Genomic DNA, 23268 nt, shown 5'->3' on the forward strand with positions numbered 1-23268 from the left:
TACATAGTCTATGATTGATTTACTAATTGTCAGTGCCTACTTCATTATTGTATTTGTAACTGCTATTACAGGAAGAACTTCTAAAGAAGCAACTACAGAGGAATACTTTTTAAGTGGGCGAAACCTTCGTTGGCCTTCAATAGCCTTTTCGACTATTGCAACCAATGTGCAAGGGTATCAATTTCTTGGCTTTATGGGTTCTGCATATCTCTATGGATTGGCACAAGCAAACTTTGAGATCAACGCAATCCAAGGACTGCTTTTAGCAGCATTCATATTTGTTCCCATGTATTTGCGGGAACAGATTATCACCATAACGCAATTCATAAAAACAAGATTGGGCAGTACCGTTGCATTGCTATACTCAGCCTCTAACATTTTACTATTTTCTACTATTACGCTTGGAGCAGCATTGTTCTGGGGAGCTTATTCTGTGGATTTGGTATTTGGGGATTTCCTATCATTCATACATCAAGATAGATTGATCAGGATAGCCATATTAATTGTTTTCTTAGGGCTTTTCTCAGCAACTTACACTTATTTTGGAGGACTTGCAGCAGTAGTTCGCACAGATGTTATCCAATTTGCCATCTTATTGACCGGCGGCACAGTGGTACTATTTATAGCTATTCACCATCTTGGAGGTTGGTCACAACTGTATGAGAAAACCGGAGACTTGATGCATTTGCATTTACCATCAGATCATGATACGCTCCCATGGACACATGTTTTTGGAGCATTTTTATTAAACATCAACTATTGGTGTGCCAACCAATCTGTTGTGCAACGTTCTTTGGCTGCTAAAAGCCTAAAAGATGTGCAAATAGGGCTTATGGTAGGTGGGCTTATGAAATACTTCATGGCCGCTATTATTATCTTACCAGGTATAGCTTTAGTAGGCATTCTGGGAGAAAATGGTCTTCCAGAACCTGATGCAGCTTTCCCCTATTTAGTGAATACGTACCTGCCAGTTGGCATTAAAGGACTTATTTTATGCGCTTTATTCGCTTCATTAATGAGTACTGTCGATTCCACTTTCAACTCTCTGGCAACGTTATGGTCCATAGATATTTATAAAGTTTATGTGAATAAAAAAGCAACGGACAGACAAGTTGTTCGTTCAGGAAAAAAAGCAATATTAATATCCTTTATTTCCGGGTCAATCATAGGTGTGGTTTTACTTTACCTTAAATTCCAAGATCCCGGAGCTGCATTTACACATACGCTCAACCAACTAAGATATTTCATAAATTGTGGTATTGTCGTTTTAATCTGTGCTGCGGCGTTTCTTGCTTTTCCAAAACACAAGGTTGCGCTGTTTGGGTTTGCGGCAACAATTCCATTACAATTTTTCTTTTTGGAATTTTTCCCAGAAATGAATTACTTCGTAAGGGCCATGTGGGTTATCTTAATTGGGTTTACGGTTGTTTGGATAGGTTCTAGAACAGGCTTTGTACGAGATAAATTAAGAGCGGAACCTGCTTCACCAATACTAGGAAAAGCTGGTATCGGAATGCTATTGTCATTAATTGCCCTGCATATTATTTTTCATTAAAAAAGAATGAAACGACGTAGTTTTATTACAAAAGGAACCCTAAGTGCTTTTGGTGGAATATTGGGCGCAGAAATTGTCTTTGGCCATAAAATACCTTTAGGGTACAGACCGCTTGCACTACAAGACCCAGATCCTTTTAAACTTTTTGACAAAGATGTTGGCATGACGGTCCTTAACAATAAACCCTGGAATATTGAAGCCAAGGCACATCTTTTGGACGACAAAGTAACACCCAATAAATTTATGTTCATTAGAAACAATGGACTCATTCCAGAAAACATTGATGTTAAAAATTGGTCGCTGACTTTTGACGGTGAGTCTGTTCAAAAAAGTAAAACCTATTCCCTATCAGAATTAAAATCAAAATTTAAACACTATACCTATCAACTTACTTTGGAATGCGGAGGGAATGGCAGAAGTGAGTTTAATCCGCCAGCAAAAGGCAATCAATGGACTGTTGGAGCGGTATCATGTGCTAACTGGACGGGTATACGATTAAAGGATGTATTGGAAGACATAGGCATAAAAAGTGATGCCGTCTATATTGGGTACCACGCTGCAGATAGACATCTCAGTTTGAATCCAGAAAAAGAACCAATTTCAAGAGGTGTTCCCATTGCTAAAGCATTACAGGACGAAACCTTACTGGCTTTTAAAATGAACGGTGAAGATATCCCCCTTGCCCACGGCCACCCCTTAAGATTGATCGCGGGAGGTTGGCCCGCATCTACATCTGGTAAATGGATAAATAGAATTAGCATTAGAAATAAAGTACACGATGGCGCTAAAATGAACGGTACGTCATACCGAGTTCCATGTGAATCCGTTGCGCCAGGAGAGAAAGTTGCGGATGAGGATATGTGTATCATAGAGTCTATGCCAATAAAATCTTTGATCACCTATCCTAAATCTGGAGCCATGATTAAAAAGGGAGCTCCTTTAGATATAAGAGGCCATGCATGGGCCGGGGAACTGGAAGTTTCCAAAATGGAATATTCCATAGATTTTGGAGCGACATGGGATGATTGCACCTTAGAAAAACCAACAAATCGTCTGGCTTGGCAACATTTTTCAGTAAAAATCAGCAATTTTCCAAAAAAAGGATACTATGAAGTTTGGGCAAGAGCTACGGATTCAAAAGGTGCAGGCCAACCGATGCTTTTACCGGGATGGAATCCAAAAGGGTATTTGAACAACGCATGCCATCGAATCGCAATCAAGGTTATCTAGATGATGTCTTCCAAAAACGAATTCAAAAATCAAGTTAAAGGGTTATACCGAAAGATTTTAATAGCTTTTGGTATGATTGGTATTGCCGTATTTGGTTTTCTTTATATTGCCTTAAATCCATCGGTTCTTTCGAAAAAACCTGAAGAAACCGTGGTTGACGTTCCGGAAATAACTAGCGAAATTGAAAATGGAATTCATGTTGCCACTGGTTTTGTGGATGGTGACGGACTTACAGAGGTGATTCAAAATTGCACCAACTGCCATTCCGCTAAGCTCGTGACCCAAAACCGAATGTCCAAAGAAGGGTGGATAGCCACAATACGGTGGATGCAAGAAACACAAAACCTTTGGGATTTAGGTGACCAAGAAGAAAATATCGTAAATTACCTTGCTACTAATTATGCTCCTCAGAAAAAGGGGCGCCGCGAAGCATTGACCAACATTGAGTGGTATGTTTTGAAACAATAATCAAGACTTTTCATAAACTAACATTTTTGCCCCAGAATATGTTATTTTAGGAACATTCTTGCTGCAAAATCAAGTAATCCATATTATATTCGTTTATTGTCAAACAATCTATAAATTACAAACCGGCCATATGACTACTACATTCAGCACTTGGGATTATTTAATTTTTATCTGCTACGCAGTACTTATCTTGGGAGTAGGGCTTTGGGTCTCCAGAGATAAAAAAGGACATCAAAAAAATGCCGAGGATTATTTTTTGGCCAGCAAATCTTTACCATGGTGGGCCATTGGTGCTTCCTTGATCGCTGCAAATATTTCCGCAGAACAATTTATTGGAATGTCCGGTTCTGGTTTTGCTGTTGGACTTGCCATTGCATCCTATGAATGGATGGCCGCACTAACGCTTATTATTGTTGGAAAATACTTTCTTCCAATTTTTATAGAAAAAGGACTTTATACCATTCCAGAATTTGTTGAAAAAAGATATTCCACCAATCTAAAAACAATATTGGCCGTCTTTTGGATTGCGCTTTATGTTTTCGTCAATCTAGCTTCCGTCCTTTATTTAGGAGCATTGGCCCTAGAAACAATCCTTGATGTACCTATGATCTATGGTGTAATAGGTCTTTCCCTTTTTGCAGCTGCGTATTCTTTGTACGGTGGTCTTTCAGCAGTGGCATGGACCGATGTGATTCAAGTGGTCTTTTTGATTTTAGGTGGACTGGTCACTACGTATTTGGCCTTAAATACAGTATCAGGTGGAGAAGGGATAATGGCAGGTCTAAGCAGGGTTTACGATGCCGTTCCCGAAAAATTTGCCATGATTTTAGATGAATCCAACCCTGAGTATAAAAACCTGCCCGGTATTGGAGTACTTGTCGGTGGATTATGGGTCGCAAATCTCTACTATTGGGGATTTAACCAATATATCATTCAACGTACACTTGCCGCTAAATCTTTAAAAGAATCTCAAAAGGGTATCCTTTTGGCCGCTTTCTTAAAGCTGATAATCCCATTAATTGTCGTAGTTCCAGGTATTGCTGCCTATGTCATGGTCAATGACCCTGAGATTTTAGCAAGTTTAGGAGATGCTGGACTTAAAAACCTTCCATCCTTAGATCAAGCGGACAAAGCGTATCCTTGGTTGTTGCAATTTTTACCAGTAGGTTTGAAAGGAGTCGCTTTCGCTGCCTTGGCAGCTGCCATTGTTTCTTCATTGGCTTCGATGCTTAATTCTACTTCTACCATATTTACTATGGATATTTATCGGCAGTATATAAACAAAAATGCGAGTGATAAGAAAACAGTGAACGTTGGTAGGATTTCTGCAGCCGTTGCATTGGTTATTGCAGCTATTATGGCTCCACTTTTAGGAGGTATAGATCAAGCCTTTCAATTTATTCAAGAATATACCGGAATCGTAAGCCCTGGAATACTTGCAGTCTTCATGTTAGGACTATTCTGGAAAAAGACCACGAACAGGGGAGCAATCATAGGCGCTCTAGTATCTATTCCAATAGCCATGTATTTTAAAGTAGCACCAAATGGATGGTCTACAAGCTCATTGTTCATTGACGTTCCTTTTATAGATCAAATGGGTTATACTGCGCTATTGACAGCATTGGTAATCATTATTGCAAGCCTTATGCAAAACAAAGGGGAAGACGATAAAAAAGGCATCAATTTAGGAGGCCGCATGTTTAAGACCACACCATTGTTCAATATTGGAGCATTCGCAGTATTGATAATTCTTACGGTGCTATATGCAATGTTCTGGAATTAGTAGTTTCGGTTGTTTCACCACACTGTAAAATTTACTTTTTGTTCAATGGAATCGATGCTCGTAAATAGCATGAATATTAACGCTTAAGAATTTTTCAACCTAAATGGATTGGTTATCTTGACGAATTCTTTTATTGTTCGTATGACTAGGGTTTTATTGGCTTTTTGGGTTCTAAGCATTTTCATTTCTTGTAATAAGAAAGAGGAAAAAATGTTTAGAAAGCTACCTTCTTCGCATACTGGTATAACTTTTAAAAATGAGCTCAAGGACACTCCAGAGCTAAACATTCTCACCTATCTCTACTATTACAACGGTGCAGGTGTTGCAGCGGGAGATTTCAATAACGATGGTTTAATCGACCTCTATTTTACTGGAAACCAAACTGGGGATAAGCTATATTTAAACAAGGGAGACTTTAAATTTGATGATATTACAGAAGCTGCCAATATTCAGAACAAGGATGGATGGACAACTGGAGTTACCCATGTAGACATCAATAATGACGGACTATTGGACATCTATATCTGCAAGGTTGGCCAATACAAGAGTATTAAAGGCAAAAACTTGCTCTATGTGAATCAGGGAATGAACGAACAGGGAATACCCAGCTTCAGAGAAGAAGCATCAAAATACAACCTGGATTTTTCCGGGTTTTCTACCCAAGCCGTTTTTTTCGATTACGATACCGATGGTGATCTAGATATGTTTTTACTAAATCATTCTGTAAATCCAAATCGCTCTTATGGAAAAGGAACAAAAAGAAAGCAGATTGCCCACTTATCAGGTGATGTACTGTACAGAAATGATAATGGTAACTTTACAGACGTTTCAAAAGATGCAGGAATTTTTCAAGGTGGCATTGGGTATGGTCTTGGTATAGGAATCAGTGACCTAAACAACGATGGCTATCCAGATATCTACATTGGAAATGACTTTTTTGAAAATGATTATCTCTATATCAATCAAAAAGATGGAACATTTAAAGAGATAATTTCAGAAGACGATAAAAAGGTCGGACATACTTCGCATTTCTCTATGGGCAACGATATTGCTGATGTGAACAACGATGGCCTAACCGATATTATATCGTTGGATATGTTACCTGAAAATCTGGAAACCTATAAAACCTCTGGTCTGGAATATCCTTTTCCCATATACCAGCAATATCTAAAAAACGGATTCGCGCCACAATACATGCAAAATGCATTTCTTTTAAATTTGGGAGACAACAATTTTAGCGAAATAGCAAATCTTTCCGGTATTTCTGCCACAGAGTGGTCATGGGGAGCTCTTTTTGCAGATTTTGATAATGATGGTCATAAAGACCTGTTCGTTTCTAACGGAATAAAGGGGGCAACCAATGATATGGACTTCATCAGTTTTATTGCCAATGATAAAATCCAGAAGAAAATTGAAGAAGGAATGTCCGAAAAAGAAATGGCTTTCATCAACGAACTTCCAGAAAAAAAAGTCCCTAATTATTTCTTCAGCAACAATGGTGACCTTACGTTTAAAGACGTAACCGATGCTTGGTTTAAAAAAGAAGCTTCCTTTAGCAATGGTTGTGTTTACGCAGACTTGGATAACGATGGAGATTTGGATTTAGTAATAAACAATGTCAATGATGAGGCTTCAATCTTGGAGAACACATTCAACGAAACATCGAAGCAAAATGCTTTACAGCTAGTTTTTAAAGGAAATACGAACAATACATTTGGTATTGGAGCTAAGGTTATTGCCTACACCAAGAACAGAACTATTACCCAGGAGAACTTTGTGAGCAGGGGATATCTATCCGCAGTTCCCAATACCATTCAAATGGGGATTGGCAAGGATTCTATTTTAGACTCGCTCACTGTCATCTGGCCAGGTGGAAAACACCAAACTTTAAAGGCTGTTGCAGCTGGCAACTTAAAACTGGAAGAGAAAAACGCAGCTGGCAACTTTTATCTGGAAAATGATTATGGAAGACGTTCTATACTTGTTCAAAAGGATAGTATACTCCCTTTTGTGCATAAAGAGCAGAATACATTTGAGTTCGACAGAGATCCCTTAGTACCATTTGCCAATACGAACGAGGGGCCTTCAATTTCGATTGCCGATATAAACAATGATGGGCTACAAGATATTTTTATATCAGGGGCAAAAGCACAAGCTTCCAAATTATATGTTCAACAGATTGATGGTTCTTTTAACAGCGAACAGGAAACCGTTTTTGCTGTCGATGCCTTTAACGAAGATATCTCCCATGCCTTTTTTGATGCCAATGGCGATGAGTTTCAAGATTTGATAGTAGTGAGTGCGGGCAACGAGTTCAAATCCTCCAATAGGATTGAGCCAAGGCTTTACCTCAACAATAAGGGTGTTTTTGAAAAACAGCCCGATGCATTCCCTGATATAGAGCTGAATGCTTCAAAAGTAATCGCAGTCGATTTTGATAACGACGGTGATATGGACCTCACGATTACTTCGGACCAAGTGCCACAGGAGTTTGGAATGACTTCGGCACAATATTTATTCGAAAATGATGGGAAGGGCAATTTTAAAAATGTAACCGCAACTGTTGCGAAAAGCTTTGAATCCGTAGGCAACATCAAAGATGTTGTTTGGATAGATTTGGACGGTAATGGATTCAAAGACCTTATTGCAGTAGGCAATTGGATGCCACTTTCCATTTTCATGAATGATGGAAAAAACCTAAATCCTGCCTTAAATAATGGGCTGGAAAAGACCAATGGGTTTTGGAACTGTATTCTTGCAGAAGATTTTGACAATGACGGTGATATAGACCTCATAGCTGGTAATTGGGGCCAGAACAGTAAATTTAAAGCCTCATTGGAATACCCTATTACGCTGTATAGCCATGATTTTGATTCGAATGGCTCCGTTGAACCATTGGTCACCTATTTTCACAATGAAAAAGAAACTCCTTTTGCCTCTAAAGACGAGTTGGTAAAACAAATGCCTTTTTTAAATAAAAAGTTTCTGTCCTATAAAGACTTTGCAAAGGCATCCATGAACGAGCTCTTTGGTTCAAAAAATCTGGAGAAGACTATACAGAAAAAGGTTTATGAGCTTTCCAGCTGTTATTTTGAAAATTTGGGAAATAACACGTTCAGAAAAATTGAACTCCCTAAAATGGCACAGATTTCCACTATAAACGATATGATGATAGCTGATTTTGATGAAGATGGAAAAAAGGAAATTCTTACCGTTGGGAACAACTATGAAATTAGTACACAACTCGGTAGGATGGATGCATCGCATGGCATATTTTTACGCTTTGGGGAAAAAGGATTGTATTGGGCCAAAGATTTAAAAATCAATATTCCTGGACCATCCAGAAGTATTGAAAAAATAACTATTGATACAAAGGAATTTTATCTTGTAGGCATTAATAATTCCGCTCCTTTGTTTTTAGAAAGTAATCAAAATGAATAACTATACCGCTTCGGTCATTATTTTATTGCTGGTCTTAAGTTGTGGAAAAAAAGAAGGTGAACTTTTTTCAAATCCATCCGCTGAGGATTCCGGTATTTCTTTTACAAATACCCTATCAGAATCCGATGACCTAAACATTTTGGATTATCTCTATTTTTACAATGGAGGCGGCGTAGCCATAGGCGATATCAATAACGATGGTTTGCCCGATATTTTCTTTTCCGGAAATCAGGTAAAAAATGCCCTGTACCTTAATAAGGGCAATTTAAAATTTGAAGATATTTCTGAAAAAGCAGGCATTCAAGGGAACAGCACGTGGAACACGGGCGCTATAATGGGCGACGTTAACGGGGACGGTTTTTTGGATATTTACGTATGTGCCGTAGTCGGAATCAATGGATTTGAAGGTGCCAACGAACTTTATATTAACAATGGAGATAACACCTTTATAGAGCAGGCATCAGTATATGGTTTGGATTTTGACACCTACAGTTCTTCTGCGGCTTTTTTAGATTATGACCTTGATGGGGATTTGGATCTTTATATATTGAACCACGCTGTACACACCCAAGAATCTTTTGGCAAGGTTGATTTGCGATATACCAGAAATTACGAAACCGGGGATAGATTGCTTAGAAACGATAATGGAAAATTTACCGATGTAAGTGAAGAAGCTGGAATTTACGGTGGAATAAATGGCTATGGTCTGGGAATAGCCGTTTCTGATTTTAATGTAGATGGATACCCTGATCTTTATATAGGTAATGATTTTCATGAAGATGATTATTATTATTTAAATAACGGTGATGGAACTTTTACCGAAAGTCTTCGCAAGCATTTTGGGCATACCAGTAGATTTTCTATGGGGAGCGATGTTGCTGACATTAACCACGATGGACTACCAGATTTTATTTCGTTGGATATGCTGCCAGAAGACGAAATACCCCTTAAATCCTCTGAAGGCGATGATAACATCCAAGTGCAACGTTTGCGAACGGAACGATATGGTTATCACTATCAGTTTACAAGAAACATGCTTTATGTAAATCAGCCAAGTGGCAACTATTTAGAGACCGCTCTTTTAAGCGGAGTTGCTGCTACGGATTGGAGCTGGAGCGCTCTTTTTGGCGATTATGATCAAGATGGGGAACAAGATCTATTCGTTTCCAATGGTATTCCCAAGCGACCGAACGACTTGGACTATATCCGTTTTATCTCGAACGAACAGATTCAGAAGAAACTGGACAATACAAAACTGGTAGATCAGAAAGCATTGAACTTGATGCCTTCGGGAGCAATTAATAACGTTGTTTTTAAAGGAAAATCAAATCTTCAATTCGAGAATAAATCCAATAGCTGGATCACAAAAGATACTTTGATATCTGGAGCTACGGCATACGGGGATTTGGACAATGATGGAGATTTGGATTTGGTCACCAACAACATCAACAGACCTGCCACAATTTATTTGAACAAAACCAATACCACCTCAAATTATTTGAAAATCCGACTGAAATATAAAGGGAAGAATCCATTTGCAATAGGAACGAAAGTCTATTCATATCATGAAGGGAAACTACAGTATAAAGAACTCTATACAAGTCGTGGGTTTCAATCCAGCTCAGAACCAATGGTTCATTTTGGATATGGAACCGTACGGAAGGTAGATTCGCTAAGAATTGTTTGGCCAGACAAATCCTATCAAACTTTAAAAGATATTGAAGTTAATCAAACCTTAGCGATAAAACCGAATGGCACCGAGCCATTTAACTATGAAAGCATAAAACCAAAAACAAAACCGATTTTCAAAAAAGTTAAAGATAATTCAGGATTGAATTTCACTCACAAAGAGGACAACCATATCGATTTCAATAGGGAAAAGCTCATTCCATATCGTGTATCCGACAGAGGACCGGCCACAGCAATCGGAGACTTAAATGGCGACGGAAAAGAAGATGTATTCTTTGGAGGTTCAAAATTCTTTTCTTCAAAAATTTATCTACAACGAGATACATTATTTACCGAAGAAAAATTTCCGGAACTACAAAAAGATTCTGTAAAAGAGGATGTAGTTGCGTTGATAAAAGACCTCACTGGAAATGGAAAAAACGATGTTTTTCTGGGTTCTGGTGGAGCTGATTTCTATGGAAAAACCAAAGCGTTATTAAATAGCTATTTTATTCAAAAAGATACTTTATTTACAGAGGGTACTATTTCTGACTTTTTTGAAAATACTTCTGTAATCAAGGTAAACGATTATGATAAAGATGGTGATTTAGATTTATTTGTGGGGAGTAATGTCGTAACCTCCAGATTCGGGGAAATCCCAAATTCATACTTGCTGGAAAATGATAAAGGTAGGTTTTCAGTAATGGAGAACATACCGTTTCAAAATACAGGGATGGTTACCGATGCTACTTGGTCAGATTTTGATAATGATGGATTGGACGACCTCATCTTGATAGGGGAATGGATGGCACCTAGATTCTTTAAAAATTTAGGAGATACTTTTAAAGAAGTGGATGTACTGGAAAATGAGCTAAATGGTCTATGGCAGACCATTCAACCTTTTGACATAGATGGGGATGGGGACACGGATTACCTATTGGGTAATTGGGGCACAAACTCAAAGTTCAATGCCTCTAAAAAAGCTCCTATGAGGCTTTATTTTTCAGATTTTGACAGTAATGGCAGTACCGAAACTATTGTAGCTACAGAAAAAGACGGGAAATATTATCCACTGTTAGGATTGGATGAGCTATCTGCGCAATTGGTTTCTTTGAGAAAAAAATTCAATACCTATAAGAGCTTTGCAGGAAAAACCATGGAAGAGCTTTTTGATAAAACTACGTTAGCTAAAGCTGAAGTTTTAAAAGTACATGAGCTACATTCCGGATACTTGAAAAATAATGGTGACACATACACCTTTGTGCCTTTTAAAGCAGAACTACAGGTTTCGCCAATACTAACTTTTCTGACCTATGATTTTAATGGGGATTCTAAAAATGAAGTGCTGGCCGCAGGGAACTATTTTGGTGTAACTCCATTCCATGGAAAGTTCGATTCTTTTCCAGGAGCATTGATAAGTAATGAAAATGACATAATTTTAGGTGATGAGCTTGGTTTAGAGCTTACCCAAAAATCTATCAGAAACCTTGCTGTTTTTAGCTTAAAAAACAGAACATATCTATTAGTAACGGTGAACAATGATAAGACACATGTCTACGAACTGTTGAAATAAAACAATTACAATGATGAAAAAGCGAATAGGCTTAGTATTTATATTTTCCATTTTTCTTTTTTCCTGTACAAAGAAGAACGAACCGATTACCATTGCCCCAGATGACTTTCATAATGCTGTGGACAAGGTAATCGAGGTAATGATCCACGATATTTTTTCTCCTCCTGTTGCGAGTAGGATTTTTGCTTATCCAAACATTGCTGCATATGAAATTTTAGCTTTGCAGGACAATGAATATGTATCATTGGCAAATCAAGTTAGGGACTTCACGGCCATTCCTCTCCCTAGTGAAGCTGAAACTGTAAATCATGAATTGGCTGCTTTAATTGCGCATATGGAATTGAGCAAGCGACTTATTTTTTCTGAAGATAGGATTGAAGCATATAGAGATAGCCTTTATACGATTTGGGAAGACAAAAATACCAATGAATTCAACGCATCCAAAAAATATGGTCTTACGGTTGCCGAACATGTAGCTGAATGGATGAATAAGGATAACTACAACCAGACCCGAACCATGCCCAAGTTTACGGTAGATACGGATAATCCTTCTAGATGGCAACCTACTCCTCCAGCATATATGGCCGGGATAGAACCACACTGGAATAAAATCAGACCTTTTGTAATCGATTCCGCAAGTCAATTTAAGCCAACCCCTCCTCCTGCTTTCTCCATGGAAGAGGGTTCTGATTTCTACAAGGAATTAAAAGAAGTCTATGACATTAGCAACGAAATAACCGCTTCGGGAGATGCTTCGGAAGAGGTCGAGATTGCCCAATTTTGGGATTGCAACCCTTATGTTTCAGTTACCCGCGGGCATTTAATGTTTGCAACAAAAAAGATTACGCCCGGAGCACATTGGATAGGTATCACCAAAATAGCCAGTAGAAATTCAAATGCCGATATAAACAAAACAGTTTATGCTTACACAAAAGCATCCATTGCCATGGCAGATGCCTTTATTAGTTGTTGGGACGAAAAATATAGAAGTAACCTCATACGACCAGAAACCTTGATCAATGAGCATATCGATGAAAATTGGGAACCTATTCTTCAAACCCCTCCGTTTCCTGAGTACACAAGTGGTCACAGTGTTGTTTCTGGAGCTGCTGCAGTAGCTTTGACCCACATTTTCGGGGACAATTTTGCCTTTGATGATGATACCGAGGTTCCTTACGGCCTACCCATTCGTTCGTTCACATCCTTTAAACAAGCTGCTAATGAAGCCGCTATTAGTAGGATGTACGGAGGTATTCACTATAGGGCAGCGGTTGATGTTGGCGTAGACCAAGGAAGACGTTTAGGCAAATTTGTAGTGGACAATCTTAACATGGTTCAATAAATCTTAAATTAAAAAAAGTAAAATTAACTACTGATGAAAAGGAAGACTTCTTTGGTACTTTTCGCTGTACTTTCAGCTGCCCTAGTTTGGTATCTATTCATTAAGCCAGCCGATTATTTGGTTTCCTTCACTGTAAATACTTTTCCCGGTACCGTAAATCAAACTATTAAAGATTGGGAAAAAAACATGGTCGTAGATGCTCCACTCAAAGAACTTGGCATTCGCAATATTGAACAACAATTAAAGTTTGGAGATAGCATTGTTACTTATGATTGGAACATTATTCCCCTTACAGATTCTACCTCAAAAGTCAAAGTACACATTAAGGACTTAGACCATAGTTTGATGAATAAAATCATGATTCCCTTTACATCGACCGTCATAGAAAAACGATCCAAAAAAAATTTATTGAACTTTAATCAATATTTGAACGAGCATCTTAAAAAATTTAGAGTGAAAATTGTTGGAGAGGACGAATTAAAGTCAACGTACTGCGCTTACTTATATGTAAAAGGCTTGCAGTCCGAAAAAGCATTTGGAATGATGCGCGATTTTCCTTTTTTAAGTGGTTTTGTAAAAGAAAACGGTCTTAAAGTAAATGGCAATCCGTTTGTTGAAATCACCAAATGGGATATGGCGAGCGACAGTATTGAATATAATTTTTGTTTTCCAATTCTAAAACAGGATTCTTTGCCCATGAACAAAGAAATAAAGTATAAGAACTTTGAATCGAAAAAAGCTTTAAAAGCTATTTATAATGGAAATTATATTACTTCGGACAGGGCTTGGTACAAACTTTTGGATTATGCTGAAATGAATGCTATAAACTTGGAGAAAACCCCAATAGAAGTTTTTCAAAATAATCCCAATATGGGAGGCAATGAATTGGAATGGATTGCCGAAGTATACATGCCGTTAAAACAATCCAATGAATAGAATCAAATATTTCCTCATTCTTATTTTCATTCAAGGATGCGCACAAAAACCCTATTATGGAGACCTAACATTTTTAGGGAAATTACCTTCAAAACTGAGTGAAATATCAGGAATCGTTTCTTTAGATGGTACGACTATATGGGCAATTGAGGACAATGGCAATAAAGATGATATCTATAAGGTGAATCTTGAAGGCAAGATCATCAAAAAATTCGATGTAAAAGATGCTGAAAACAAGGACTGGGAAGATTTGGCAAAAGACAACTTGGGCAACTTATATATTGGTGATTTTGGAAACAATGCCAACGACAGAAAAAATCTTTGTATTTATAAGTTACCTAGTCCAGAAAACGAAACAGGAAATAAAATTGAAGCTAAAAAAATAAAATTCCATTATCCGGAACAAGACGAATTTCCGCCTAAGAAATCAGAACTGGTATATGATTGCGAGGCATTTTTTTATAGGGATGGTTTTTTATATCTCATAACAAAAAACAGAACAAAGCCCTATAACGGGAAAGCCTTAATTTATAAAATTCCGGCTGCAAAAGGTACATATACAGCAGAATTAGTGGGTGAATTTACCGCATGTATAGATTCGCAGTTTTGTTCTATAACGGCAGCGGACATTTCGCCGAATGGTAAAAAAATTGTTCTCTTAGGTTCTGGTTTTATATGGCTTTTTACGGATTTCGCTTCTGATGATTTCACAAAAGGAGTCTTAACGACCATAGATGTAAAACACAGAACCCAACAAGAATCTATTTGTTTTCTGGATAACAACCTGTTAGTTATCGCGGACGAGCAGTCCAAGACCAAAGGACGCAATCTGTATTCCTATAAAATAGATTAAAATCCAAAACCTACCCCAAAAGCAAATCGCAATCCATCTGAGCTGTTGAACAGTCCCAAGTTAGCAGATAGAATATCGGCTCCGTTCACAAAAAACCCACCACCGTAGGAATTATGCCATTGTCCAGAAGCATCACCGGGAAACCAAACCCTTCCATAATCAAAACCTCCAAAAACACCTGGGGTCACGGGTAAAAGTCCCGTTCGTTGTCTCCTGAAACTATAGCGTAAATCCGTATTTTGGAAATATGCGGTTTTCCCAACAAACCGTTGAAAGCGGAAGCCCCTTAAACCATTATTGGCCCCTATACTAGCTCCTTGATAAAACTCAAAGTCATCTCCAATATTAAAGTGCGCCTTTACTTTGGAGGCAAGCACCAATCTTCCACTGGAAGACAATTTATGGTCAATCGATAAACTAGGTATTATAAATCCAAATGCCCTATCCGAGTCGCTCAAATTGGTCTTGTATCCGCCATGCAATGAAAAACTCATCCCAAGTGTCGGATAAGCTTCGTTATCCGTGTTGGAATAGTTGTACTCAGCATCAACACCAAAGAAATCCTGTTGTGTATCCCTTCCGGTATCCGTAAAAAATCCTTCAATAAAACGATTATCCGTTTCTTCAACATCGTAGTTTTCATAAGAAACGCCCAAGCGCACTTTTGAACCCAAATAGCCTCTCCAGACCAAAGATGGAGCAAAGGCTATGGTCCTGATCTTTACCCGGTTAAAATCCAGTTCCAATGGTTCATCATCATCATTGTTTTCAGTTTCATTACCAAATCCAAAAAAGTTGATGCTAAAGTTTGGACTGGTAAATTTTGCATTCAGTTCTAGATTTATGTTTTCAAAGATATTTGCAAACTCACCATTGTACCCTAAATCAAACCCATTCGTAGCAAAATAATAAGCCGCATTGAATGTATGTTGCTGTGTGAACGGATTTTGCTTGAATCCATTAAAAGTATACGTATCCGTAAGTCCGATTCTAAATCCATCATCTGGATTAAATCCCAGCGATGGCAATAATTGATTATTACTAGCCTTTACCTTGAGAAACGCATAGGTGTTGGTATCGTAGTCGTTGAGTTTATGAATTTTACCGCTATACGCTTCATCGTAAGTGTTCTTTTTAGCTTTAAAATCATAAATATGGACTTTCTTGCTATCATCAGATATCTTATAGATATCATTGTTATGACCCCCAACGATTCTCACCTTAATCTTTGAGGCATTTGTCTTGGCATCAAAAACATCATCATCATCCAAGCCATACAGCCAAATCTCTTTGGTAAATTCTGGGCGATATATTTTTTCAAAAAACAAATCTTGCCGTTTTCCATCTTTTATTCGATAAGCTTTCACCTGTAAGTTTCCATCCTTTAAGGAATTAATTTCAAAATAATCATCTTTGTCCGTTCCCGTGATAACACTGTATTTGTTGATAACCTTAAAATATTCCAGGGCAGTTTCCACAAGGTTCTCTTTTCTTGCCAGCAAGATTTTTTTGAAATTGGATACCGTCTCATCGTTCACCTCTTTTGGAAAAAAAGAAAAGGCCTTCTCAACCACTTCTTGATCTACATTGTTTTGGATATATTTTGCTTGCTCTACCCATAAATCAATATCGGTTTGGGAAAGAAGTGCCATATCCAAAGCAAAAGTTCTTGGAGAAGAATTAAAGCCTTTTACGTTTCTTATTTCTTCATTAAAACCTTCAAATATTCTAAGTGAAGGTACAGTACGGGAGGCAAAGGCCATCAAAGCTCCATCTCCCCAAATTGAAAAAGCTTGATCCCTATCTCTAGGTATGGGTTTAAAAACCAAATTATCACCTTCATCCTCAAATCCTGCCCAGCGCCATTGGTCAACATGACGGTCCCAGTCGCCAATCATCATATCGAACAAACGCGCTTTTACATATTCTTTCTCATCTATTCTATATTTTTCATCCTTCCTTAGTTTATCCATTAAATCATAGGTGCTCTCAACCTTTTTTGTGTATCCAAAGCTTGCTAAATCGTCATGCCCTTCAGATACATGTTCTTCAATCATATAAAGCTCACCTCCAAAATCGTCATTATACCCTCCCAAGGTTTTTTGTTTTGGAACATAGTACAGTTTTGGATTGGTATGGTAAAGACCCACGGCATCTGATAGTGGCGCAATCGTAAAAGGTGCATAAGGGTGTGCCCCTGTATAAAAATCCATTAAAAGTTTTTCAGTATACGACCCTTCAAAATCACCAATGATATACTGCTCTTGAAAGGCAATCGACTGTAAGTACCGTTCTGCACTTTTTCGCATTGCACGCATTACAAACTGCCTTCCATCCTTATGCTGCAACCTAATAGAGTTTGATTGGTTCCCCCCTCCTTTTCGCACCACCGTTAATCCACCAAATAACGTGTCCAAAAGAACGGTTGGCGCTTCTACTTTAGTTGCATAATATTTTCTGTAACGCTCTCCCCAGACCCATTTATAAAAACCTCCTCTATCAATTTCTTCTTCGGTATAGATTGATGCTTTCATAGTGGCAGGAAAGTCATCGCTATATTCTTTTTCCTGTGGTTTCTCATTTGGAGGTAAAACTTCGGTATGGTATAACAGTTCTTCATTCCCATCGTTTCCAACCCCAAAAAAATCTACATTCGACGAGCCATCTTTGTATACCTTTAGCGTTGCGTAACCCATATGCCCTGTAGAGAACTTACTGCCATTCAAAAGTTTGGTAGCACCCTTTTTTGCACCAGAACCACTAACTATTTGTGGCACTCCATTTTCAACTATATATTGCAGCGTATGCTCATGCCCAGAAGCAAAAATTACATTATCCGAATATTGCGCCAGGGTCACAATCCTATTTTTTAACTGATCATAGATTTTATTGGATTGGTCTTCTATAGTTGCTCCTGAAGTTCTACGTAAAACATTCGCTATTGAACCGAAAACAGGAAAAGGAAACTTGCCCCCACTCGGGTTCATATGCTGTTTAAAAGAATAATATCCACCGTGGGAACCATAGGTAAACATGGGATGGTGCAACGCAAGAATCACTGTTTTATCCCGATTTTTCTTTATGATCCCTTCCAATTCTTCCAAAAATCTTCCACGGTCTTTTATGTTGCAATCATCATTAATGGTAGGATGTTTGTTCCAATTTACCAGATACCATTCCGTATCGATTGCAACAACAACAATATTATCACCTATCTCAATCTTCTCAATTGGACAACCGTTTTCGGGGAAGAAGACTTCTTTACTATCCAACGCTTTTTCAATATACTTTTCTTGTCGCTTTAGACCTTTCAATCCATCATTATACCAATCATGGTTTCCTGGAATAAAAACTACTTTACCTTTATAATCGGATACAGATTTAAGCTGGGCATCAAGATGGTTTTTAGCTTCTATATATGCAATGGTCGAATCCTTTTTATCTGGCAGGCCAGCAGGGTATATATTGTCTCCTAAAAAAATTGTAGTGCTATTTTTTACCGTCTTATCCAATTTTGCCTTTAAAATTTTCAAGGCAGGGTTTAATTCGCCCATTGGAGACGTACCGGCATCCCCTATCAAATAAAATGTATGTTCTACTTCCTTATCAGTTTTAACTTTCTGACTAGTAAAGGGAGTTTCGTACTTTGTTTCATACGTAGCGCAACTATAAACAACAACAAGCAATAGAAGAACGAGGTAATGTTTTTTCATATCAATGAGGTTGATTTCAAATTTTTGTATTTTGGGGAATTCAAAACGTTATGTATGTCGGAAATAGTTGAAAAAGCTGAACAATTTGTCTCCAAAATCTTGGAAAATGAATTGAATCCAAAAATTTTATACCACAATTTACGACATACCCAACGTGTGGTTAAAAGTACTAAAGAATTACTCAATTTCTATACCCTTGGAGACAATGAGAATGAAAGGCTTCTATTGACGGCTTGGTTTCATGATACAGGCTATACAAAAACCATTGAAAACCATGAGGAGGCTAGCTGTAGCATAGCTACAGAATTTCTAAAAGAGCAGAATTATAGTCCAGAAGGTATTGAACAGGTATGCACCAACATCATGGCAACAAAAAGGTATTATGAACCTCAAAATTTGCAAGAAGAAATCATAAGAGATGCGGATGCCTCACATTTTGCAAAAAAAAGCTATTGGGAAACAGCGGAATTTTTGAAAGATGAATTGGAAAAATTGGAAATTGCCAATTATTCAAACAAAGAATGGAGGGATGAAAACATAAAGATGTTTAGAAATGAGCATGAATTTTATACCCAATATGCAAAAGAAAATTGGGAAGAAGGAAAAGAGCAGAATTTAAAAAAGCTGGTAAAGGAAAAAAAGATAGAAAAAGAAATTGCTAAAAAAGAGGCCTTAAAAGCTAAATACAAAAGTGAAAGTCCAGATAGAGGCATTCAAACCTTATTTAGAGTAACCTTAAAAAACCATTTGACCTTAAGTGATATTGCGGACACCAAGGCCAATATCTTGTTATCCGTAAATGCCATTATCATATCTGTCGCGCTTTCCAACCTTATTCCTAAATTGGATAATCCTTCCAATACCTATCTCATATACCCCACGGCCATATTTATCTCTTTCAGTGTTATTTCTATGATACTAGCAGTTTTGGCAACAAGGCCAAACGTAACCAGCGGGCAGTTTACCAAACAAGATGTTCAGGACAAAAAAGTAAACCTGCTGTTCTTTGGAAATTTTCATAAAATGAGCCTAAATGATTATGAATGGGCCATTCAGGAATTGGTTAAGGACAAAGATTACATTTATTCGTCACTTACCAAGGACCTGTACTTTTTGGGACTTGTCCTGAACAGAAAATATAACATTCTACGTTGGACCTATACTATTTTTATCATAGGTATAGTAATATCCGTGATTGCTTTTGGGGTTTCATTTCACTTTTATGGACAACCTAAATAAGATATCTAATTAAAATTTAGGGTTTTAATTCTTCCATTAGATCCTCATAGGTATACGTACGTTCAGATTTTACATCTTTGGTGTACAAAATCTCAGCTCTTATTGCTTTTAATCCGGTAACGCCCTGCAAACCTTCCAGCTCTACGATTTCAATATTGTTGGTAAAGTACCCCTTAGATTTTAAGAACTTAATGTAGCGCAGGTATTCTTTTTCATCTTTTCGCTGTGAGTAGACAATAGACAGTTTCCCTTTCTGGGTCAATCTTTCATTAGTACCTTTTATATAGGATTTATCAATACGTTTTTTGATGATTTCGTATCGTGCGTTATATGTACCGTCTACATCAAAACGTTTTTCATCCATTCTAAACCTAATGGACAATGAAGCGCTATAGACCAAAATCAACGAAGCTACATCCAGTTTTACGGGCAATTTGGATTTGAGCGTATAGTACTTGTTCTCCATATCGCACATTACCTGAAGCTGCCATAACCTTAAATTACTTAAATACAATTCATTAAAATTCCTATCATTTGCTATAGAACTACCAATGTACATGTTGTGTTCTACACCGTCTGTTTTGTAACGTTCAAAATAATGTGGGAACATTCTTTGGGCATCCAATTGTTTTCGGTCCAACAAAGCTGCCAATTGCATATTGGCTTCCATTACACTATTATCATAATTACGACGATGATCATAATAGGATTCGGTTTCAGCATCAATCTGGGCCTCATACCCCTCAACCAATTTTCCTAGCTGTTTGTCCTCCTTTTTTAAATGCACGAAAACAGGGGTTATTTCTTCTTTTACAAAATCAAAAATCGCTTGTTCGGTGTGTGTGTACAGTGCATCTCGCACTTCTTCTAAATACGTATCCACCCTATACATCAACTCCTCGTAGACGGGAAGTTGATATTTTTTAACAGCCGCCCACAAAACATCATTGATTTCTGAAAGTTGAATCATTAAATCCCGCTGGATCGAAAGATTTCGTTCTTTAGAAGAATCCTTAATGTCGACTTGGCCATAAAGCGGATAAACATCTTTGAATACAATTTCCTTAAAAATGGGTTGATTTCCCAGAAGTTCGTCTGCCATAAAACGTTTTGCCTCTTCCTGAAATTTCCAATATACCGAAGAATGAACCGTAGTACATTCATGCTGTATAATCGCATCTACCAGATTTTCTTCTTCTTCAATAGACCGAATGACTGCGGAAACAATGAAAGGCATCACATCATCCAACTTATTGGCGTTGACGCTATTTAATTCGTTTACAGTAGTTGAGACCAATTCCAGAACTCCTAATAGCACCCCATTGTCCGCTATTGGAGCAAGAATAGCACTTTTTATGCCCTGCTCATAAAGATTTTTGTACGGTTGACCTCCACCAGATTTCTCATAATATTTATCCACATTCGATATGGCGACATACGTGTTTTCATTAAACAACTTGCCATAAGAATGGTCACACAAAATAGAGTTGCATGATTCGGTTTCCATCCCTTTGAGAATATAGCTTTCTATGCCCTTTCCATATATTTTTAAAAACTTGTTGGTATTGGCATCATAACCTGCAAATCCAACATTGATTTTTTTCAAGTTAAACAGCGATCTAAAAGTGTCTTGAAAACTGTCCATAAAGTCTTCATTACCCCTTTTGTTACTACCTATAAGCGTAGATTTTATTTCGGAAATGGAATGCTCAGCACTGACATCGAACATATTGGAAATCACAAAACCCTTCGAGATAAAACTATTTGGTGGAATTTTTTCTTTCCAAAGTTCTAAATCATCAAAATTTTCCAAGAGTTCATCAACATCTTCTTGGGAAAGCTCTTTGGAGAGTTCCGTAGGAATAATTTCCATAAAATCCGCATTATAGAGTATCCTATAATGACGCATGACCCCATTTGCATCTGGAATATCATAGAACAATGGACGTTTCAAATCCATCTTAAACCCATAATAAAAATTTAGGATTATGGTACATTTCATAATGTAATTGATATCCATAGGCAGATTCCGAATCTCCAGTTCAAAACCTTGACCAGCATCCTTTAGGATTTTCTGAAAGCGTTCAGATGAATTGAACACCAAGTTTTCGAAAGGTGTCGACGCCGTCTTAATCTCATTATTGGTCAATACGGGAGCAAACGTATCCGCAAGAATAATGCTGATAACTTCTTTGTGTTTGTCCAGTAAAGTAATGTCATCAAAACCATCTCTCAACTCAGGGTACGGTGCTTGCGCATCCAAGACATATTTTGCCCTATCCGCCAAGTACTTATCCTTGCTGTTAAGTTGATTATCATAATGTTCCAATAATTTATTGAAACTTACTAATTTCAACATTGGGGTTTCTATGTTGCCATTATTCTCCATATGGGGTTAGACGAGATTTTAACCGTAAAGTTACAAAAAGAAATAATGGGACATTATCAATGAATTCAATACTCGATTAGCCACATTTTTTGGATATTTAAAAAAAATTGGCGTATGTCCTCATTCAAAAGGTTAGACCGAGCTTTCAAAAGTGCCAAAATCATCGAATTTGATGACAGTGATAAGTTCATACTTTTTAGTGATTGCCATAGGGGCGACAACAGTTTTGCAGATGATTTTGCAAACAATAGAAACATTTACTTTCACGCCTTGAACCATTACTATCGCGAAGGATTTCAATACTGTGAACTGGGAGATGGTGATGAACTTTGGGAGAACATTACTTTTGAATCAATTTTTGAGGCGCATAAAAATGTTTTTCAATTGTTACGGCAGTTTCATCTTGAAAACAGACTGTATATGGTATGGGGCAACCACGATATGGTCTATAGGGACAAATTCTATGTGAATGAGCACTTATCGAGCTATTTTGAACCTATAGATGGCTCGGACAAAGAGCTTTTTGAAGGAATAACTTACCACGAAGCTCTAATTCTAAAGCATAAGAAGACAGACCAAGAATTGTTTTGCACACACGGACACCAAGCGGATTGGTGGAACTATGTTTGTTGGCGTATTGGAAGGTTCCTTGTTCGAGTTCTTTGGAAACCACTACAAGTAGTTGGTATTGCCGACCCTACAAGTCCAGCGAAAAATTATAAAGAACTCATAAGAATAGAAAGAAGAATTAAACGTTGGATTTTAAGAAACAATCTTAAGATTACAATTTCGGGACATACGCACAGACCACGTTTTCCGGAGCCAAAACAAATTCCCTATTTTAATGCAGGTAGTTGTGTACATCCTAGAAGCATTACCGGACTGGAAATAGAAAATGGGGAAATATCCCTGATCAAGTGGCAAATCGCTACCAAACCTGATGGCACTTTGCAAATAGTACGCTTATTGTTGGAAGGCCCGGAAAAACTATCGGATTACATTGAAAAGTAGTTGCAATCAATAGCAAATAATTTAAGAATACAGAAAAGCCCGCTAAAACTTAGCGGGCTCTGTTTCA

General features: G+C 37.6%; 13 protein-coding genes. 11 read left to right on the plus strand and 2 right to left on the minus strand.

Annotation, left to right across the window (positions count from 1 at the left end; translation table 11 throughout):
• Nucleotides 1-10 precede the first annotated feature (10 nt).
• From KIM67_RS16330 to KIM67_RS16370, 9 genes are all read left to right on the plus strand, one after another.
• The gene (locus tag KIM67_RS16330; RefSeq protein ID WP_213832624.1) at nucleotides 11-1555 is read left to right on the plus strand and encodes an SLC5 family protein; all 1545 of its coding nucleotides are present in this window, start codon (nucleotides 11-13) and stop codon (nucleotides 1553-1555) included.
• Nucleotides 1556-1561: 6 nt separating this feature from the next.
• Nucleotides 1562-2785 carry a sulfite oxidase gene (locus tag KIM67_RS16335; protein WP_213832625.1) on the plus strand — a complete coding sequence of 408 codons (1224 nt, stop codon included), beginning with the start codon at nucleotides 1562-1564 and terminating at the stop codon, nucleotides 2783-2785.
• Nucleotides 2786-3253, plus strand: a complete 468-nt coding sequence (locus tag KIM67_RS16340; protein ID WP_371815790.1) for a monoheme cytochrome C — start codon at nucleotides 2786-2788, stop codon at nucleotides 3251-3253.
• A gap of 130 nt (nucleotides 3254-3383) precedes the next feature.
• On the plus strand, nucleotides 3384-5036 hold the full coding sequence (locus KIM67_RS16345; protein WP_213832626.1) for a sodium/sugar symporter: 1653 nt from the start codon (nucleotides 3384-3386) through the stop codon (nucleotides 5034-5036).
• A 210-nt stretch (nucleotides 5037-5246) separates the two neighbouring features.
• Nucleotides 5247-8477, plus strand: a complete 3231-nt coding sequence (locus tag KIM67_RS16350) for a VCBS repeat-containing protein (protein ID WP_250149298.1) — start codon at nucleotides 5247-5249, stop codon at nucleotides 8475-8477.
• A complete protein-coding gene (locus KIM67_RS16355; RefSeq protein WP_213832628.1) occupies nucleotides 8470-11718 on the plus strand; it encodes a VCBS repeat-containing protein in 3249 nt (1082 codons plus the stop codon). Before KIM67_RS16350 ends, KIM67_RS16355 begins: the two co-directional genes overlap by 8 nt.
• Nucleotides 11719-11731: 13 nt before the next feature.
• Complete coding sequence (locus KIM67_RS16360) at nucleotides 11732-13060, plus strand: vanadium-dependent haloperoxidase (RefSeq protein WP_213832656.1); 1329 nt, start codon at nucleotides 11732-11734, stop codon at nucleotides 13058-13060.
• 33 nt (nucleotides 13061-13093) lie between these two features.
• Entirely contained in the window at nucleotides 13094-13996 is a 903-nt protein-coding gene (locus tag KIM67_RS16365; protein ID WP_213832629.1) for a GyrI-like domain-containing protein, read from the plus strand.
• Nucleotides 13989-14849 carry a hypothetical protein gene (locus tag KIM67_RS16370; protein ID WP_213832630.1) on the plus strand — a complete coding sequence of 287 codons (861 nt, stop codon included), beginning with the start codon at nucleotides 13989-13991 and terminating at the stop codon, nucleotides 14847-14849. Before KIM67_RS16365 ends, KIM67_RS16370 begins: the two co-directional genes overlap by 8 nt.
• Here the strand turns inward: KIM67_RS16370 and KIM67_RS16375 are convergent.
• Entirely contained in the window at nucleotides 14846-18562 is a 3717-nt protein-coding gene (locus tag KIM67_RS16375; protein WP_213832631.1) for a metallophosphoesterase, read from the minus strand. The two genes, KIM67_RS16370 and KIM67_RS16375, sit on opposite strands and share 4 nt — an antisense overlap.
• Before the next feature lie 54 nt (nucleotides 18563-18616).
• Between KIM67_RS16375 and KIM67_RS16380 the strand changes: the two genes are divergently transcribed.
• The gene (locus KIM67_RS16380) at nucleotides 18617-19801 is read left to right on the plus strand and encodes a Pycsar system effector family protein (protein WP_213832632.1); all 1185 of its coding nucleotides are present in this window, start codon (nucleotides 18617-18619) and stop codon (nucleotides 19799-19801) included.
• Nucleotides 19802-19817: 16 nt separating this feature from the next.
• Here KIM67_RS16380 and KIM67_RS16385 read toward each other — a convergent pair whose 3' ends face one another.
• Complete coding sequence (locus KIM67_RS16385) at nucleotides 19818-22190, minus strand: GAF domain-containing protein (protein WP_213832633.1); 2373 nt, start codon at nucleotides 22188-22190, stop codon at nucleotides 19818-19820.
• Nucleotides 22191-22304: 114 nt separating this feature from the next.
• Here KIM67_RS16385 and KIM67_RS16390 point away from each other — a divergent pair, with 114 nt between their 5' ends.
• Nucleotides 22305-23201 (plus strand): metallophosphoesterase, encoded by an 897-nt coding sequence (locus KIM67_RS16390; protein WP_213832634.1) that lies wholly within the window; start codon nucleotides 22305-22307, stop codon nucleotides 23199-23201.
• The last annotated feature ends 67 nt before the right edge of the window (nucleotides 23202-23268 follow it).

It is taken from the genome of Flagellimonas sp. 389 (assembly GCF_018449435.1).
Classification (GTDB): Bacteria; Bacteroidota; Bacteroidia; order Flavobacteriales; family Flavobacteriaceae; genus Flagellimonas.

What these genes read in the sequence shown, in the direction of transcription:
- KIM67_RS16350 (WP_250149298.1), top strand. Translation starts at nt 5,247, where the DNA reads ATGTTTAGAAAGCTACCTTCTTCGCATACTGGTATAACTTTTAAAAAT.
- KIM67_RS16355 (WP_213832628.1), top strand. Translation starts at nt 8,470, where the DNA reads ATGAATAACTATACCGCTTCGGTCATTATTTTATTGCTGGTCTTAAGT.
- KIM67_RS16390 (WP_213832634.1), top strand. Translation starts at nt 22,305, where the DNA reads ATGTCCTCATTCAAAAGGTTAGACCGAGCTTTCAAAAGTGCCAAAATC.
- KIM67_RS16380 (WP_213832632.1), top strand. Translation starts at nt 18,617, where the DNA reads ATGTCGGAAATAGTTGAAAAAGCTGAACAATTTGTCTCCAAAATCTTG.
- KIM67_RS16385 (WP_213832633.1), bottom strand. Translation starts at nt 22,190, where the DNA reads ATGGAGAATAATGGCAACATAGAAACCCCAATGTTGAAATTAGTAAGT.
- KIM67_RS16360 (WP_213832656.1), top strand. Translation starts at nt 11,732, where the DNA reads ATGAAAAAGCGAATAGGCTTAGTATTTATATTTTCCATTTTTCTTTTT.
- KIM67_RS16340 (WP_371815790.1), top strand. Translation starts at nt 2,786, where the DNA reads ATGATGTCTTCCAAAAACGAATTCAAAAATCAAGTTAAAGGGTTATAC.
- KIM67_RS16345 (WP_213832626.1), top strand. Translation starts at nt 3,384, where the DNA reads ATGACTACTACATTCAGCACTTGGGATTATTTAATTTTTATCTGCTAC.
- KIM67_RS16365 (WP_213832629.1), top strand. Translation starts at nt 13,094, where the DNA reads ATGAAAAGGAAGACTTCTTTGGTACTTTTCGCTGTACTTTCAGCTGCC.
- KIM67_RS16335 (WP_213832625.1), top strand. Translation starts at nt 1,562, where the DNA reads ATGAAACGACGTAGTTTTATTACAAAAGGAACCCTAAGTGCTTTTGGT.
- KIM67_RS16330 (WP_213832624.1), top strand. Translation starts at nt 11, where the DNA reads ATGATTGATTTACTAATTGTCAGTGCCTACTTCATTATTGTATTTGTA.
- KIM67_RS16370 (WP_213832630.1), top strand. Translation starts at nt 13,989, where the DNA reads ATGAATAGAATCAAATATTTCCTCATTCTTATTTTCATTCAAGGATGC.
- KIM67_RS16375 (WP_213832631.1), bottom strand. Translation starts at nt 18,562, where the DNA reads ATGAAAAAACATTACCTCGTTCTTCTATTGCTTGTTGTTGTTTATAGT.